The 17,845-nt window shown below is 39.8% G+C and carries 17 protein-coding genes and 1 pseudogene; 2 read left to right on the plus strand and 16 right to left on the minus strand.

Going from position 1 to position 17,845, the window contains the following annotated elements:
• Positions 1 to 76: 76 nt before the first annotated feature.
• From FVA72_RS14205 to FVA72_RS14235, 8 genes and pseudogenes are all read right to left on the minus strand, one after another.
• Positions 77 to 862: an ATP-binding cassette domain-containing protein gene (locus FVA72_RS14205; RefSeq protein WP_004256080.1), complete on the minus strand. Its 786-nt coding sequence runs from the start codon at positions 860 to 862 to the stop codon at positions 77 to 79.
• Positions 862 to 1,668 carry an ABC transporter permease gene (locus FVA72_RS14210; protein WP_004256081.1) on the minus strand — a complete coding sequence of 269 codons (807 nt, stop codon included), beginning with the start codon at positions 1,666 to 1,668 and terminating at the stop codon, positions 862 to 864. Before FVA72_RS14210 ends, FVA72_RS14205 begins: the two co-directional genes overlap by 1 nt.
• Positions 1,665 to 2,633, minus strand: a complete 969-nt coding sequence (locus tag FVA72_RS14215) for an ABC transporter permease (RefSeq protein ID WP_110591472.1) — start codon at positions 2,631 to 2,633, stop codon at positions 1,665 to 1,667. The genes FVA72_RS14210 and FVA72_RS14215 overlap by 4 nt, the downstream gene beginning before the upstream one ends.
• Positions 2,633 to 4,222: an ABC transporter substrate-binding protein gene (locus FVA72_RS14220; RefSeq protein ID WP_110591471.1), complete on the minus strand. Its 1,590-nt coding sequence runs from the start codon at positions 4,220 to 4,222 to the stop codon at positions 2,633 to 2,635. The genes FVA72_RS14215 and FVA72_RS14220 overlap by 1 nt, the downstream gene beginning before the upstream one ends.
• A gap of 103 nt (positions 4,223 to 4,325) precedes the next feature.
• On the minus strand, positions 4,326 to 5,570 hold the full coding sequence (locus FVA72_RS14225) for an ammonium transporter (RefSeq protein WP_004256087.1): 1,245 nt from the start codon (positions 5,568 to 5,570) through the stop codon (positions 4,326 to 4,328).
• A 966-nt stretch (positions 5,571 to 6,536) separates the two neighbouring features.
• Positions 6,537 to 6,728 (minus strand): annotated as a pseudogene (locus FVA72_RS21740) (IS3 family transposase); the annotation flags it as partial.
• Positions 6,729 to 7,400: 672 nt separating this feature from the next.
• The gene (locus FVA72_RS14230) at positions 7,401 to 7,688 is read right to left on the minus strand and encodes a hypothetical protein (RefSeq protein ID WP_137019097.1); all 288 of its coding nucleotides are present in this window, start codon (positions 7,686 to 7,688) and stop codon (positions 7,401 to 7,403) included.
• An 885-nt stretch (positions 7,689 to 8,573) separates the two neighbouring features.
• Complete coding sequence (locus FVA72_RS14235; protein ID WP_137019099.1) at positions 8,574 to 8,762, minus strand: hypothetical protein; 189 nt, start codon at positions 8,760 to 8,762, stop codon at positions 8,574 to 8,576.
• Positions 8,763 to 9,839: 1,077 nt separating this feature from the next.
• Between FVA72_RS14235 and FVA72_RS14240 the strand changes: the two genes are divergently transcribed.
• Positions 9,840 to 10,259, plus strand: coding sequence for a hypothetical protein (locus tag FVA72_RS14240; protein WP_008915279.1), 420 nt, complete (start codon positions 9,840 to 9,842; stop codon positions 10,257 to 10,259).
• A 69-nt stretch (positions 10,260 to 10,328) separates the two neighbouring features.
• Positions 10,329 to 10,700 carry a hypothetical protein gene (locus FVA72_RS14245; protein ID WP_126436657.1) on the plus strand — a complete coding sequence of 124 codons (372 nt, stop codon included), beginning with the start codon at positions 10,329 to 10,331 and terminating at the stop codon, positions 10,698 to 10,700.
• Between the two features lie 1,037 nt (positions 10,701 to 11,737).
• Here the strand turns inward: FVA72_RS14245 and FVA72_RS14250 are convergent.
• The 8 genes from FVA72_RS14250 to FVA72_RS14285 form a co-directional block, all read right to left on the minus strand.
• Positions 11,738 to 15,073: a hypothetical protein gene (locus tag FVA72_RS14250; protein ID WP_137019103.1), complete on the minus strand. Its 3,336-nt coding sequence runs from the start codon at positions 15,071 to 15,073 to the stop codon at positions 11,738 to 11,740.
• Positions 15,074 to 15,084: 11 nt separating this feature from the next.
• Complete coding sequence (locus tag FVA72_RS14255; protein WP_243154711.1) at positions 15,085 to 15,426, minus strand: hypothetical protein; 342 nt, start codon at positions 15,424 to 15,426, stop codon at positions 15,085 to 15,087.
• A complete protein-coding gene (locus tag FVA72_RS14260) occupies positions 15,426 to 15,599 on the minus strand; it encodes a 3-hydroxybutyryl-CoA dehydrogenase (RefSeq protein WP_080641485.1) in 174 nt (57 codons plus the stop codon). The genes FVA72_RS14255 and FVA72_RS14260 overlap by 1 nt, the downstream gene beginning before the upstream one ends.
• Positions 15,600 to 15,783: 184 nt before the next feature.
• Positions 15,784 to 16,299, minus strand: coding sequence for a hypothetical protein (locus tag FVA72_RS14265; protein WP_137019105.1), 516 nt, complete (start codon positions 16,297 to 16,299; stop codon positions 15,784 to 15,786).
• A gap of 77 nt (positions 16,300 to 16,376) precedes the next feature.
• Complete coding sequence (locus FVA72_RS22080) at positions 16,377 to 16,595, minus strand: tryptophan synthase subunit alpha (protein WP_137019060.1); 219 nt, start codon at positions 16,593 to 16,595, stop codon at positions 16,377 to 16,379.
• 12 nt (positions 16,596 to 16,607) lie between these two features.
• Positions 16,608 to 17,045 carry a ProQ/FINO family protein gene (locus FVA72_RS14275; RefSeq protein WP_137019107.1) on the minus strand — a complete coding sequence of 146 codons (438 nt, stop codon included), beginning with the start codon at positions 17,043 to 17,045 and terminating at the stop codon, positions 16,608 to 16,610.
• Between the two features lie 4 nt (positions 17,046 to 17,049).
• Entirely contained in the window at positions 17,050 to 17,544 is a 495-nt protein-coding gene (locus FVA72_RS14280; RefSeq protein WP_137019109.1) for a hypothetical protein, read from the minus strand.
• A gap of 158 nt (positions 17,545 to 17,702) precedes the next feature.
• Positions 17,703 to 17,840, minus strand: a complete 138-nt coding sequence (locus FVA72_RS14285) for a hypothetical protein (RefSeq protein WP_165119736.1) — start codon at positions 17,838 to 17,840, stop codon at positions 17,703 to 17,705.
• Positions 17,841 to 17,845: the final 5 nt, after the last annotated feature.

The following is a 17,845-nucleotide window of genomic DNA, read 5'->3' on the forward strand; positions in this document are numbered from 1 at the left end:
TCTAACCAATAAACATTCCAATTTAATTAATCAAAATAAGACTGGATATACATTGGCTATTCCTTATGTTTAATTTTTAAATAGTATTAGTCCAATTCATAAATTGTTGTTCAGGCAAAGAATTCCATAGAGATTGAAACCATTTCCCGCCTCCGCCTTGCTTTAATCTTTCACTACTGAGTACTTCTTCTAAAACACCATTACGTAATAACGCAATGCGATCAGCGAAACGAACAGCCATTGCAAGGTCGTGAGTAACCCACAAAACACCTTTACCATCAAAGCAAAGAGACTTGATATGTTGTAGAAGTTGCATCGCATGTTCATCGTCTAGCCAAGATGAAATTTCATCCGCAAGAATATATTCAGCTTGGGAAAGTGTCGCGCTACAAGCCAGAACTCGTTTTGCCATTCCCCCGGAAAGCTTATTGGGATAACTATGGATTAAATCTGCTTGTAAATTATATTGTTGTAAGTGCAACGCGACGTCGTGCATTTGAATATGCTGCCCACTTAAGACAGCGGCACGTTCAAGTTGAGGCCCTATCTTAATGAGAGGGTTTAATGCGCTAACTCCTTGAGGGATATAGCATAATGAATTGCCGCGATATTGCTGTTTTGACTTTTCTGTTAACTGACTTCCATTTAACACAATATCACCACGGCAACGCATATTTTCAGGTAACAAACCTAAACTGCTTTGCAGTAGTAAACTTTTCCCTTCCCCGCTTCCTCCTACCAATGCAACCATTTCACCTGGAGCCACATCCAATGAAATATCTTGTAAAAGCGGAGACCACTGTTTTTTGCCTAGCCAGCGAAATTTCGCTACATCAATCGTAAGGTTATCAAAACTTAGCATCAATCGCTCCTCAACCATAATTGTTGTACTGCTTTAGCAAATTGATCGAATAACAGCACTAAACCAACTAATGCGATGCCCGGAAACATGGCTAACCACCATGCTCCTGTGCTCAAGTAACGCAAGGCATCGGAAAGCAAAATACCTAACGATGCTTCATGTGGAGACAAACCAAAACCCAAAAAACTCAGTGCTGCACTGTGTAATATCGCATGTGGGAACATCAATAATGTCCCCACCAACCATTGTGAAAGGATCATCGGTAAATAGTCATACCGGCATCGGTAGAGCGCACTATTTCCAATCCGTTTCGATAACATGATGTAATCTGTTTGCTGCACTCGGAGCAACTCGGAACGTAAGATCAACGTCAACTTTGGCCAATGTGTCAACGCAACCGCCCAAATTACACCCACTTTGCCACCACCTAATGTAAAGCAAATCAATATCAGCAATAACAAGTGAGGTAGTGCTAATAACGAATCAATACATCCACGTATAACATAATCCATCGTCTTACTAAATGAGGATAAACTTGCCATCACGAGTGCTATCGCTCCGCTCGATACGGCTGCGATGGTGCCAATTTGTAAGCTGGTCGCTATTCCTTGGAATACTCTATCCCACAAGTCTCGACCTAAATTATCAGTACCAAATAAATGTATCCACGATGGCGCTTGTCGACGGTCGAGTAAATTCACTTCTACATCTGTTTGGGAAAGCCATGCTGCATAAGCCCCTAAAGCGAATAAACACAACAAGGATATAACTAACTTAATTAAAGCCTTATTTGGGTTATAAGTCATGGCTCTCGGAGTACCCCTTTATTCACGCTCTTGAGCATCATGTCAGAAATACTGTTACTAAAGAAAATCACTACCGCACATAACATCACAATCCCCATTAATAAAGGGATGTCACCCCGCAAACCCGCATCAATGGTTGCTTGTCCTAAGCCAGGGTAAGCAAACACCTTTTCTGCTAGCAATGCGCCACTGAGCAATTCTCCCATTGAGGCAAACTGTAAACATATTGCAGGTGTAACCGCATGTTTTACTACATGAAAGCTGACCATCGGCCACCCTTTATCCCCTTGTGCTTTCGCATAGTGGATAAACTCGCTGTTCATCACCTCAGCAACTTTCGAACGAGTATGCAGAGCTATATTACCAATGCCTAACATCCCTAAAGCCACTACAGGTAACACAAGATGATGCACTTTTTGTGACAATGTTGATGTTTGTTCATCTAAGCCTATCGGCCAAGCGCAACAAATTGGCGCCCACTGTAATGAAACAGCAAAAAGTGACAATAAAAGTAAGCCAACCCAAAAAACAGGAATTGAAGCCAATAAATAAGACAGTGTTGAAATGACTTTATCCGGCCATCTATTTAGGTAACGCCCGGCTACCAACCCCAAACCAAAACCCATCGCCCCAGAAAATAGCCATGCCGATAATAACAAAGCTAATGAAGGCGCTAACCTATCAGCAATCACCTGTGAAACAGGGGTGTTATAGAGCATGGAGTACCCCATATCACCTTGTAATAACTGAGAAAACCAATGCCAGAACTGCATCCATAATGGCTGATCAAGCCCCCAACGAGCTGCAATCAATGGATATTGCTCGGGGGGAACATGCATTAAATCATTGCCAATGTAGGCTTTAATTGGGTCTATTGGTGAATAGCTTAGGAGAATAAAAACCCCAAATGCTGTCACTAATAATAAACAGACAAACCGCAATAAAAGCCCGATGGTTGTCCGCATTATTTACAGGTCCACGCCCAATCATCCACATTATTCAATACTGACCATGAACCATGAATTTCAGGTGCCCCCTTACCTAGTTCAACACAGTTATTCAATAAATAAAGATGTTGTACGTTCATTAACCAAGCCCAAGCGGCGTCACCTTGGATACCTGTTCCTGTTTTGCCATCCCAATCCACTTTTTGCCAAAATGGAATTGCCGCATCTTGGTCTGGCTGACGAAGTGCTTCTTCTATCACCTTATCGACTGCTGGATTTTTGTAGTAACCCGCGTTATAGAACCCCACACCAGCGGCTTTGCTGCTGTAGTTATGAACAAGCTCCATTGGGTCAAGACTCCCCCACCCAAATAATGTTGGGTTGGCATGCATGTACTTTTCCACGGTTTCCCAGCTGCCTGATTTTAAATCCATCTCAATACCAATTGGCTTTAAGCTAGCCCTTACGGCTTGAGCTAAATCACGACGAGTGCTATCCCCACTGGCGTACCAAAGCGTCAGTTTCGCCACTTTGCCATCTTTTTCTCTTAAGCCGTCTTTATTCAGCTTCCAGCCAGCATCTTCAAGTATAGTTTTCGCTTTTTCGACATCCCCATCTTTAAATGAAGATTGAGGGTTATTCCAAGGTAGGCCTTCAACGCCAGTATATGCAGGGATCGCAAAACCTTCTAATACCGCGTCTGCTAATAGCTTACGGTCAATGGCGTAGTTGATCGCTTTGCGAATAGCAACATCGGAAGTAATGTCGTTACCAATTGGGTCGCCTGACGCATTTTTCTCTCCCGCAGGTGGAATTGGGAAGGAAATTCCTCGGTTTTCAACACTGTGGCGCTCAATCAATCTCATGCTTTTCACATCTTTCGCATTACTCGCCACGGCAGCAGGAATACGAACAATATCTAATTCACCACTTTGAGCGGCAGAAAAAGCACCATCTTCATTCAAGAAAACAAAAACCATTTTATCGAAATCGTTTTTAGGCCCCGCATAAAATGGGTTTCTTTCAACAATTAATTGCTGACCTGGTTGGAAGTTCACTAAGCGATAGGGACCTGCTCCGATAGGATTATGGGCGTATTTTTTCGCATCATATTTATCCGCAGAAACAATCCCTAATGAACCTAATACGTTAATAAAGGTACTTTGCGGAGCAGATAAAGTCATTCTAACAGTAGATGGGTTGATTTCCTCTGCTTTAGCAAAGTTCCCCATATCGACTTTTCCACCACTTGCGGCGGCGTTGTTATAGGTAAAAACAACATCTTTTGCGGTTAATGGGGAGCCATCGGAAAATTTTAGTCCGTCTTTTAATTTTAACGTCCACTCTTTACCATCATCTGAATGCTCATATTTTTCAAGCATATAGCTATGCCAAGATAAATCAGCTTTTTGTTTTAATAATGGACTATGTAAAAGTAAATAGCTGCCGTGGCTCCAGCCTAACATCGGGTCAAACCCTTCAGTTGGCTCAGAACCAATCGCTAGACGCAAAGTTTGTGGTTGCTGTGTATCGGTCGCAGCATTTGCCCCCATCGATAGCCCCATAAAACAAATAGCCTGAATAGCTATTGCTATCTTCTTTTTCATATACCCATCCTAAATTACCAGCTGTATTTAGCAGCTATCCCAACCGGTAGTTCAAATAAACCCACCAATTAGGATAAACTGCAAGAAATAATATATTTGATAACTAATCTGCTTTTTCTCGATATGCGTCTTCATCAAATTCAACGGTATCTAAATTGTCACCAACAGCACTTTGGTCAACTCTGACTGGCGTAAATTTATTGATTATCCAAAGAATTAAGATTGTAAAGACAAAGGACCAAATACTGGTAAAGACAACGGCCACAGTTTGCTTCACAATTTGCATCCCGTTTCCTTCAATTAACCCTGCTGGCCCTTTCGCATTCCAAACCGTTGATGCAAATACACCGACTAAAATCGAGCCTGTAATACCACCAACACCGTGCACACCGAATACATCTAATGCATCGTCTAAATGGCGTCGGACTAAGAAAACACAGGTATAACAGACGATACTGGCAATAACCCCGATAATTGCTGCAGAACCAATTGAAACATAACCTGAAGCAGGTGTAATAGTGGCTAAACCGGCTACTGCCCCTGTTAAAAAGCCGACAAGTTTAGGTTTGCCTGTATGCAAGCGTTCAATAATAAACCAAGTAATTGCCGCAAATGCAGCCGCAATATCAGTAGTAATAAATGCCGAAACGGTTACGGTGTTGACTTGCAGTTCAGACCCAGCGTTAAAACCATACCAACCAAACCACAATAAAGCCGCGCCAAGTGCAATATAAGGAATATTATGAGTACCATCTGACTTAACGACTCTTTTACCTACATATAACGCTGAAGCTATTGCAGCGAAACCGGCTGTTGCGTGAACGACAATACCACCCGCAAAATCAACAACTCCCCACTTAGCAAAAATGCCATCTGGGCTCCAAACCATATGAACGAACGGTGCATAGACAAATAATGTCCATAAGGTTAAAAAGATGAGATAAGCAGGGAAATTAACTCTATTTGCGAAAGCTCCTGTAATCAAGGCTGGGGTAATAATCGCAAACATCATTTGATATCCAAAATGAACCAGTATTGGTAAACCGCCATCATTACCGGTATACATCGTTTGAGGGCTTATGTTATTCAAGAATGCATAATAAAATGGGTCGCCGACAATCCCATTAATCGAGGGACCGAACGATAATGAATAACCAACCACGAACCAAATAATTGCCACCCACCCCATAGAAAAGAAACTCTGGGACATAATGGTAATAACACTTTTACGAGAGACTAATCCACCATAGAAAAAAGCAAGTCCAGGAGTCATTAGCATAACAAGACTTGTACAAAGCAGCATAAATGCTGTATTTGGGACATCCAATACTGCAAGTATATTATTCATTAATTAATACTCTCCAATGAATGTATTCATATTTAGAATATCGAAATAGGAAATGATTATTTCATATTTATAGCAGTTTAATAATTGATTTATATATTTACAGTTCAATCACATAGTTATCTTTTTTCATAATATAACATTCAGTGAGATAATCAATAGAATTATTAACCAAAATAAAAATAATGGATTATTCATTTTAACGTTAAAAATTTAATATAAAATAGTCAATAATAAATAGTACTGGTAGATTAAATTTTAACACTGATGAAGTGTTAAAATTTAAATTAGCTCTTTAAGACTAAACGCCGCCGAGGTTCAGAGTGGCACATGGATAGAGATTTTGAGTTCGCTTATCAAACAAGCGCAACGCGGTGTTATTAAAGAAAAAATGATTAAAAAACTCACAATCACCACAGTTTGTCACTTTATGAGGATCTGCCGTCAAGCCTATTACAAACGACAAGATACATCTGATAAAAAGAGAAGTCAGATGATATTATTGTCTATTCAGTGAAATCTGAGCGCATTTTTCATGCCTCTATTAAGTGTTCGTAGTTGCACTTTATTTTCAAACAAAAACAATTAATTATTGGACGTGAACGATTATTTTCTTTATTTAAAAAACATCGATTATTGGTGCCAACTAAACGAAATTATCATCTAACAACATTAAATCATCATTGCTTTCATCAGCATCCAAATTTAATTAAGTCAGGATTTACTCCCACGCAACCAATACAATCTTGTGTCGCTTATATTACCTATTTATAAACTCATGAAGGCAATACTGATTTAAGTTTAATTACAGATGCTTATTCATAAAAAATTTGGGTTATCATTTAGATGACAACATGAGAATGAAGACGGTGAAGAAATCGTTGCTCTATGCATTAAAAAACGACATTCAGAAATACCATTGTTCCATCATTATGATCGTTGAAATGATCAACAAATTCAGTAGAAGATCTAAGCGGCATCTTTGAATTCACAATATTTTTGATGTGGTGTTAAATAACCAATCTTTGAATGGCATCGATAATAATCGTAAAACTAAACGTAATTTTCAACCTCATCGATAACAGATTGATGATTCATAAACGATAAATGATTGAGTCTTTCTGTCTTTAAACTCCTAAAAATTTTTTCCATCACCGCATGATGTACCCCTATATGTGCCACCTAAAGGGGATAGTTTTCAATAGACGTTAGTAGATATTGGGATAATGGGATTTAGTTGGAATGCTTGTTTGCTTGTTTGTATAACTTAAGGGGATTGGAAGACTTTAGAAAATGTTGCTAGAAGTGAAGATGGCGGAGGAGGAGAGAACCATACACATCACTCATTTCATTGATATTAAATAATTATTTAAATTCTAACTTTATAGATACCCCCAAATGTACCCCCTAATATTTTTGTCATGCCTGTTTTGAGGTGATTTTTAATCTCAATGTTAGCCCTACACTTTCCAGTAACATCATTGCATAAATATCATCAATGGCAACTTCATTGCAGATAATGAAACACCAACCAGAAATAACCCTCCCCGTGTTTTTCACGACTCCGTTTCAAACGGAACTGTAAAATTAACACTTGTGAGATTTAAATGACGGCAGTGATTATTTGCGCACCTCAATATGGGTTATACAAAATAGAATAGGTAGGCTGGTGGACCTATTCGAACTGCCCCGATATTTTCGGGTTAGTTGAACTGGTCATCTTAAAGAGGGTCAGTTAAAGGTAGGTAACTAATTGTGGGTTAGTTTAAAGAGGAGAAATAGCCTATTTAGATTTTCCGATTTCAAATCGGCTTATGATGATACTAACTTTTACTAACCTGTAACTATCTGCGCCCCTGTTAGCTGATAACCATTAAACCATTCATAACGACCTGTAGCAGTTACTTTGTTTCCTTTCTGGCAGGTCATTAGCTCCAGCGCGTTAATATCGAATGCCACTATCTTTAATGGGTACGGGCTACGCTTGTCACTCTCAGCCTGAATAGTCATTGTGGCCATAACTTTACCTGTGGCTGTTTTAACTCGCTCAGGAGCTTTTATTACCGTTCCTGATGTGGTGATCCTGATTGATTTTGCTTTTCTCATTTCTGGTTTATTCATCTTGATACCATCACAATATAAGCCAGTGGTTAAAATATAATGCTAGTGGGATTCTGGAAGATCGGATAATAATTCTAATTTCTATGGTGATCTAAACGTTAATTTATCCATGATGATACGGGATAATCCCGTATGTAGCTATAACCTATTGATTATACTTAATTCCGTTAAATCGACGGAATCAAAATATAACTGATTGATAACGCTTAATTCTGTCACAAAACCAGATTAACGCTCATTGGTCATCGTTTCAGTGACCAATGGTAATAGGTGGCAATACATTGTTTTCATTACTAACGGTCAAATTGACCGCCTGAAACCTTAGCGTAACCTTAGTGTTAGTTTCCATTTGCTAAAGTGCGTTTTCACTGGAAACCTCGCCGTAATCTCGCCCTGATTCCTTACCGTAACCTTACCGTTATCGACTTAATCCTCACCGTAATCTCACCGTTCAACCTTGCCGTAACCTTGCCGTAGTTCGTTATTGTCGCTACCTATCTCTCCCTCATTAGTGAGGGCAACATCAATTTTTAAATTTTGCGGTAATGTTTATTTTGGCTCCCTCATTGATGAGGGTAGCATAGTTTAAGTTGTTGATTTTTATTCAGAGTGCTTATTTGCACTGTGGGATTACTCCCTGAGGACAAATTTGTCCTGTGGTTACTTTTGGTGGTTACCAGAGTGGTTACTTTTATCTCGTGGGCATTATTGGAATATTGCCAGCCAGTGACGAGCCTCCGATTTCAGAGCCTCATGTCTCCTTAATATCAAGGAGTCCTATTCAGTCGCCTTAAGTGCCCTTGATTTCAAGGCAACCTATAGCCTGTATACCGTCGCACTTTTTCTTGCATCGCTTAATATTTGACCATTGCGATTATCTTCGCATCACCGTTTCTGTGCTGGCTTCGTCCATTGGTAGGTAGGTGCTGTCATTCTCCGTCTGTGCCGTTCTTTAGCCTGTATCGTCTGCGCTACACCTGTTCTAATGGCTAACCTATCGCGTCCGTTGAGTGATTGCCCTTGCTGGTGGGCTAACTCCATCATAACGGCTTCTATTGCTTCACGTTGTAACATGGCTATACCTCAAAGGTGTTGTGATTATCGCTATACCTTGATTGTGCTGAATTGGAACAATCAAAGCCCATCATTCCACTAGCATAAAACATGCTGTTTTGCTGGCAACCAGAGTGGCAACCGTCAAAATGGCAACCAAGTTATATCTGTCAAGACTAGTCCAAACTTATTACCCTTGTTTTGCTGCGTACCATTCTGCGTACTTTTCCACAACATCATGATTTTATTTAATTATAGCGAAATGCGAGAATTAAACACATACCTACTGCGTACCTATTTGATTTTGGACGGGGCTTATAAATTTCTTTGGCGTGATGACAAGTTTTGACAAGTTTTCGACCACAACAATTAACAACATTTACTTTGTTCTCATGTCAGGTTTTGTCAGGTTCCCATGTCTGGTTTTGTCAGGTTCCCATGTCTGGTTTTGTCTGGTTCTGATGTCAACAATTGTCAACATTCAGCGGAGGGAGTATCCAGTAAAATATAGCCTTTTCGGTGGATACCAAAACGGATACCTTACAATCACTATAGCAACACGATAGTACCACCGTGGTTTATATTAGTACCATTTTGGTACGTTATTATTGCGATTCTTTTTGATATCAAAATAGCTACACCGTGTTTTTTGGATAGTTAGCTGTATTGCCTAATACTTAGCTACTTTGGCTAAAGGCACTAATTTTTTGTGGTTTTGATATGAGAGCTTCATTTCAAACCGTCCTCAGTATCAAGGGTAGCATTTCAACTGTCACCCTTTCCGACTATGGCCATAATCACAATCGTTACCTCTCCTCAATTTTGAGGGCATTGTTTCTATTGATAAATACAGGCTCAAAAATGAGCCGATTGATTCTATTGGTAAAATTAGACTGCGCTCAAACTTGAGCTTTGTCATGTATTCAGTCAGTTACAAAGCGCAATAATACGCTTTGCTTGTTTTACAGTGAGTTACCCTAACTTTAAGTTATAGAATTACTCGTTAAATCCACCAGCAATTTTACATTTTCTAATCTGTATAACACCGTTATACGCTGATATAATAGCCACTCATTGAGCTAATAACGGACTATTATCATGAGTAAATCTAATCTTATTGCCTTTCGGTTACCTGCTGAACTGCAAGCCCTGTTTAATGATGCTGTATCGAACTCTGGCAGCGATAAAACAGCGTGGATAGTCTCAGCTATCAAAGAGAAATTAAACCGCCCAGACAGCAATCCTGACGCTCGTATGTTATCGCTAGTGGAACGCCTAGAATCATCTGTAGCGTCTTTAATTGCTGGTAAGGCAGATATTCCACCGTATACCTATAATGAGTCTGCTGTCGTTTCTGTGGTTAATTTAGTGCTATCAGAGGGTATAGATAACGGGCGCATTATCGCTGAACGGATTAATGAGGCTGGATATCAAACTAAAGGCGGTAAAGCGTGGGATAAGGATATTTATTCAGCGTGGAAGCGTCACAAAGATATTTCGAACAAGTTGAGTTTCTGATTGTTATAAGTAAATATTTATATCAAACATCTGTCACTTGTCTACTTGTAGCAACTTAAGGGATTCAAAATGAACAATACTGAAATCTATGGGATTGAAAAAATAAATAAAGCCTATCGTTTACGCCTACAAGAGATTGAGTCTTGCCATACTTCGGGGGAGAGAATGTCTCGGATAATGGCTTGGAATGCTTTTATCAATGACCAAGTTAGATTAGATGATACTAACTCTTCAACTGATAAAATAGCCAGTTTAAAGTATATGGAATCAATTGAGCTAAATGACGGTGATATTGGAATAAGTGAGCCTGAATTTATTAACTATTTTTTTGATGAAACTTGCGTTATCAATAAAAGGGTCACACAAAAGAAAGTTAAATTTGTATTTTACTTATTTCTTGCTTTAGCTGCTTATGGAATTTACGCCATCTTTTTTAAATAAAATCAACATCCGTAATTACGTTTATTAACATCAAAGATAGTAATTTACTTGCGCACGAGACCTTATCAAAACTTATCATCTAGTGCGCAATTTACCGATACATTCCGATACATATCAAACTGCGAATGATTACTAAGTTTTACTAAGTTCAACCTGAAGTTTTATGAAGTAGCAAACTGCGAACAACCTTAACAATTGTTAACAGGCCATCATTGAATAAAGCCACCCAGAAAGGGGCTTCAACACTACATTCCCACTTCATGGCCAACTGCGAATTCGCACTTTTATTCGCACTTTTGTTCGCAGTTTTAGTGCGCAATTTTGGCATCAATGCGCAGTGCGATATTTCACTAAATATTATTTATTTCTCGACATGTTAGCTACCATCTCAATCAGTCTAAAACGTTAGGATTTGTTAGGATTAATGCGTGAGGTTTCGTGAGGTGGTATTGACTGAAATATGTTATCAAATGTTATCATTTACCCTTAAGAAACCTTAAGATTTCATCTGAATTAACGTTAGGATTTGTTAGGATTTTGGCATTAGAAAAACGTTAAGAATTGTTAAGATTTAATATCTATATTTGTCGCTAATTCAACCCTTTTTTATGGACTCCGAAAGCTCTTGCTACGATGTCCGAAAACTCCCGTTCTACGATGTGTAAAAACTATCTAACTATCTTTGCTAACGTGCCCGAAAATCATCATTCATAACGTGTCACTAAATCGTCAAAGATTTACAGCCTCGCGCACGCGCACGTAATGTTGCATAAATCATCAAAGTTCGCGCTGTAGCTTCTCAATGATTGCTTGCCTCACAAACTCCGCACGATTGCCCCTCGTCACTCTATCGGCTCTAATGTGAATATCTACCATATCAATGACTGACTGCTCACACGTTACGATTAGGCGCGTTGTCGGCACATCATTAAAATAACGGTTGGTTTTCTTCTTGGTTGTTTTCTGCATGTTTCCCCTCGCGCGTACTGGTATCTAAATCATCAAAGTTAAGGGCGATTTCTCGCCCATGCTAACTTTTATATCCTAGGTCCTGCTGTTGTATTTTCTATTACGGCACGATGTATTCTTCCTTTTTCTCTTAGGTCTGTTATCACTATTCTTGCTACATCCTCACCAGTAAGCCCTTTTTCCATTCTTGGTTCGATGGCGGCATTTGCCACATGGTTTTCAATTATCACTTGAAGAGAAGCACCACCGTTGCCAGTACCCATTAAATCTTTATTCTGTATTGCTCGCTCATTATTCTTATGGTTCAGATATTGCTTACCTGTAGGCGCTTTGGGTATCACTGGTGCGCCTGTTATTTCGTCATAACTGAACACCCTCCCGTTATTACCGGGTATGCCGATCAGCTTGTTTCCTATTTGCATCAATTCTGGCAGATTCTTCTCACCAAGTTCATAAGCTGAACCACCTTTTACGGGTCCACCGTTATATCTTGCACCGGCTAACCCGATAGAGAGAGCTTGACCAGATAGCATTGATGCTTGGAAAGCACCTAACCCTGTCGATGAGGCTGCCCCACCTGTAGCAATCGATGCGGCTATTGCTGCTGGCGTCCATGCTGCTAATGCTGCTGCTCCACCAGCTTTGGCTGCTAAAGCATTGGCAACTTGAGAGGCCTTACCAATAGTCTGCTCTATGATGAAGTTTTTCAGCATCTCAACGCCAACCTGCACGATAGAGTTAACGACACTATTTAGAATCGTATTACCCAATGAGCGCATAGCATCAGCCGCTGACATAGTGCCTGTCATTAACCCAGTAATAACGTTTGAAGCATTCCCAGCCAGAGAATCAACCGCTGAAGCCAACATTTCATAGCCTAGGTTCTGCTGCCTCATTAGCTCCCATTGCGCCGCTAATTGCTGCTGTTGATATTGCTTATCCATTGCTGTGATTAACAGATGATATTGCATATCGGTTGCAGATTTAGCCGCTGTGTACTGCTCGTGGGTCATTTGCTGCTTAGCGTATGAATCATCCAGTAGCTTCTGTTCCTGATCGTAATACTCTTTCATCATTGCAAGCTTACGGGTGTTTTCATTAGCCAATGCTTGGATAGGGTCGAATTTAGCGCGGTTTTCACCAATATCTGTGATGATATTGTTTGAGGTTGTTTCTATGCGAATATCAGACATGCCCTGCTCAAATGCCTGAGTTGCCTCTCGGCCTAATCGCGTGAACGTTTCTTTATCGATGAATCCCTCATCAAACATACGACGAATAGTTTTAGCTTCCTCCCCGAATTCACGGGCCAGCTTTAATTCTGGTGTGGCTTCTTGCGCTTGGATGAAGTCATTGACCTTTTGAGTAAGGTCATATATTTCTGCTGCTTCTTTTTCAGTGGCTTCTTTTTGCTTATCTGTAGCCTTAGCGCCTAGCTTCTGGACGGCTTCAAACATAGCCATATCTCTATTAGCATCAGCTACACCAGTGCTAAGTAATTCAAACCTTTTATTAAGTGCGGCGACTTCATTTTGTTGGCGTTTAAGCTCGTCTCCTGCCTTATCTTTTTTGCCGCCACTGCCTTTTTTCTTTCCGTTAGATATTTGCGTTTGAAGTTCATGCTGCTTTCTTAATCCACTAATTAAGCGATCAAGCATACCATCATCGCTAACGCCAGCCTTAGCCATTTGGACAGTAGCCAAATACTCTATAGCAGCGTCTTTGCCTTCTTCCATCTCTATCTTTAAGGCTTGGACGTTTTCCTCAATGCCTTGAAGCATTAATTCAAAGCTGTCAGCCCTTCCAGCTTCTAATGTTTGCTTTAAATTGGAAATTTGAGTTTCAGCTTCTTCTGAGCTAATTCCTGCCGCAGATAAACTTAGTTCAAGTGCGGAAACTTCCATTTCCATCTTGGCCAGCGCAGGAGAGCCTAGCTCTATAGTTTTGGCTAGCATTTTGTTGGATTCAATAGCACCTTTAGCAGCATCGTTAAAGATGTTCATCGCATCTACGCGTTCATCTTTAAGTCCTTTCCTATCTGCTTCAACTTTATTTAGTTGTTTTCGTTGGGCTTCTTGCTCTCTTATTCTTCTTGTTCCCTCAACAATAACAAGATTGTATTCCCCTAACTGTTTAGTAGCCAACTTGATAGATTGTAATACATCCGAGTTCTTATTGGGGATGGCATTCATCCTTTCTAGGGCACCTTCTAGCTTTTTAGCCTGTTCAACGCTTTTTGCTAATTCTTCTTTTGTTTTGGCAATCCTGATGCCAAGCTCTCTAGAAACTACTTCCGCTTGTTTAGATGTGAGCGAGTCAATCTTAGTGATCATCTCATCGATTTTAGCGTTGTACTCTTTTATTGCCGTGTCATCAGTCATTGCCTCATAGAGAGCGTAAACTCCTGCGGCTGCCAAAAGAAATAAACCAGTAGGCCCACCAAGCAAAGCCATTACACCACGCAAGCCATTCATCGCTATAGCTTGTGCTTTGGTTGCCGCTGTCGCTTTTGCGCTAGCTGTAGCAACTGCTTCATTGGCGGTTGCCAGTGTCGCCTTAGCTTTCTGTTCAAGCGCTGTAGCGGCTGTTACTTTTGCGCTTGCCGCTATTTCTGCTTCTTTAGCTTTTTTCAGGGCCTGTGATGCGGAAACTTGCTCTTTGTCTATCTGATTACCGATGGCTTGTATTTTCTTTTCGGTAGCCATCATTTTATTTCTAGCGACAACAACATCTTGAAAATTTTCATCTTTTGGCGCTATTTTATATGTTTCTTTAGCGTCCCTTAATATCTGCCTCTGGACTTTTACCTGCTGCTCTAGCTCTACTCGCTGTTTTTCTAACGATATCGTCAAGCTATCTGCTGCCGCCACTTTATCTTTAGCGAGTTCAATTGCTGATTGTGCGGCTGCTTTTTCTTCTTTGGCATTTAACACCATTTGCGCCGCTGATGCTTGATAGGTCTCAGCTTGTTTCTTGTTGGCTTCAGCGTTCGCTAATTCCGCCTGTGTCGCTTCTAAGGCTGCTTTAGTATGATTGATTAGTGATGCCGTAGCGCTACCTACATTACCAATATATCCAGCGCTTAATTGGCTTGATACGGTGCTAAGTACACCTGTAAATCTATTATGTGACTGCATGGCCTTATCTGTTGCGATGGAGTTAGCCCCCATCTTCCCTGATAATTGAGCCATATCTCTGGATAGCCTATTTAGCTCGGGCATTTTTAATGAGTTAGATACTGCCATTGCTGCTTTATCTAATCGGGCAATCCCCTTACTGGCCCCATCAAACCCTTTCTCAAGCTTGGTTAGTTCTTTTTCTACAGCCTTTCCACCTCCGACTAACCCCTCAATATTCATGTCTACATCATAATGAATACCACCTACACTTTGACTGTCAGCCATATCATCACCTATTAATTACAATTCGTTTTATTGGATAAAATATTTCGCGCTTTTAATGCTTTCGCATTTAAAAAATTAATCACGTTATAAGCACGCTCTGTTAGTGAGTAAGGCTTTGTTGAAAGGTTAATCAGTGGTGACAGTAAATTAAACGCCTTACCTTCAACGTCAATTTGCTCTCCATCCGTTTTAACGATATACACCGCATTATCAAATAGCCCTGCCGCCAGCAATTCAGGGATCACCTCGCCTGTAATGCCGTTATAAGACACTAATGTTGTTCCCGTTTCCGCTTTTAGCCCATCAACATAAATCTGAGCTATGGTACTTGCTAACTGCTGTAACTTTTCCATTAGAACCCCTCACGCTGTAAGGCATCACTTAATAGACCTTGAATTAATTGACCAATAGGCGCTCGTTGAATGAAAACATCTTTTTCACCCTGTTTTTCTTTAAATTTTTTAACACGGTCTACTATGTCGCTTTCAATTGACACTGCCTTGAAGGTTCTTTTTTGCTTATCCATGATTTTTTATCCACCCTGTTGTTATATACACCACAATTATAATTCAGAGTAAAAAATAAACAATAATATATTGCTATAAAAAGATATAAATATAGAAATATTTTCTACTTAATTTGATTTAATTGAAATTTAAGACAACAAAAAACCGACTCAAGGTCGGCTTTCATTTCTAAGTTTTAAATAGTCATTTTTTGGGGATTGTATACTCTGTTAGTATAAATACGGCGTCATTTTTACCATCTACCATATACAAGTTTACGGCATATCCATCTTTATTAAACTTGGTGGCAAATTCAGCACAGCCAGCTTTTTGTAAGCACCCAAACAAATTAGAGGCATCATCCAATCTTTTTATATTTTGTATTGGGCTACCATAAACCGCAGTCAAATTGGTGATTGCCCGTTCATATTCATTAAGCGCCTGCTCTTCGCTGGTATTCATGATTTCAAGCGTATTTGTATAAAGTATTTCAACTAACTTTGATTCTTTGTTAAACATTAGCACGGCCTGTCCGCGGGTGTGGTCTGGCATTTCTTCAACATTACAAACAGCCCCCTCATAGCATATTATCCCATCTAAGTTTAACTTTTGGATATCCTCCACCGACTGCCCCCACTTAAATCCGTAGGGTGCTGGTGGACTGTTATCACATCCCGATAGAAACAAAGCCAATAGAGCCGTTATCATGATTTTTTTCATTTGGTGATCCTTTTAGTTGATAAGGCCAATTATACATAACCGCCTCGGCTTATGCTTTGGCGGTGTTCAACTAATAACTATCTGTAACGCCTAATCAGAGCCTTTCTAGCAATTTTGATTTGATCTGGCGTACCTGTAATAACCATGCGTCTAAATATAAATCCTGAAGTTTTGACATTAACGTCAGCGATACGCCTGACGGCTTGCATGGCATATTTAATTTTATCAAGCTCAAAGATTGTATAAGCCAATTCAATTACATCTTGATTACCTTTGCTTCTGTAAATAATTTTCATAAGGCTCCTGTATCATTTCTTTAGCCACTCTATCAGTTTTTGCTCCGCTATGCTTTGTTGTTCTGGCGTAACCTCTCCGTTAGGTTGCCCGTACATATCAAACCGATTGCCGCCCAGAGTAAGGGCTTTCAAATAAGCCTTGCGGCTGATGTATGACCGTAATCCCTGTTTAATGTGGCTCTCTGGGATATCCAGCCCTTTATCTTTAACATCAGCAATCATAGCTTCCTTGATACCAATCATTAGCGGCTTGGCTTCTGGCTCACTGAATAGAGTCCAGTGCTTCGCTATACGGTCGATACGGTGTTGTTTCTTCTTCGCGTGAACATCTGCCTTGTTTTTCTTCTTCGGTTGCTGTGGGGCTTCCTGTGGCGTTTTAGCCTGTGTGTTTTTTGGTGTGTTCGTCGCTGGTGGATTTTTCCGTTTTAGTATTAATGTTGCTCTTGCCATTTAATTACTCCTTGATCCATCCGTGCGTTTGATATCCCTTTGGCTCTGCGAGTTCAGCATTTTTTAATAATCGTTCCGAATCTTCACGGACGTACATATCAAAAAACTGATTATTTTCATCACCAATAATGAATTTCCCCGTTCTTCTTTCGAGGTAGCAACTACCGCAAGCACCAAGAATATATCTATAGTATCTAGCGTTTGCTTGTGGCTTAGGTGTGAGCTGATTACATAATGATAGCGCGTATTTTTTACGCTCAGGAATTAGTTCTGGCGTATAGTCCCACCAAACACTGATTCGCAACTCGTCATATCCAGCATCTCTCCAATTAATAATTGTCGGCTTATCAAAAATAACCGTTTCTATATAGGCCGTTTGCTTGTCTGTGTCTTCGGTTTGTGATTTTCCATCAAGATCAATACACCCTTTGCTAATGATTTCATTCAGTGCAGAAACCATCACTTTTAATATGTATTTTTGTTTTTCTATTTTCTTCATTTAAATATCTCTCTATAGGCGAAAATCGATTTTTCTTTGGGATAACGGGATAAGTTGGTTATTTCTATTTAATATCATCAGGTTAACTTATCCCAAACACCCTATTTTCTTATCCCAGACTTTTTATTTTTGGGATAACTTTGGTTTTTAATTAACATTTATAACAATTTATTATCATTACCTTTGGGATAGCTTGGGATAACATGGGATAAATAGAAGTAACCTAACTTAATAATACTGTTATCTTTTTTAGTTCTTATCCCGTTATCCCACTTATCCCAGCGTTTTTGATTCATCACAA

The organism is Providencia sp. PROV061 (assembly GCF_011045655.1).
In the GTDB taxonomy this organism is placed as follows: Bacteria; Pseudomonadota; Gammaproteobacteria; order Enterobacterales; family Enterobacteriaceae; genus Providencia; species Providencia hangzhouensis.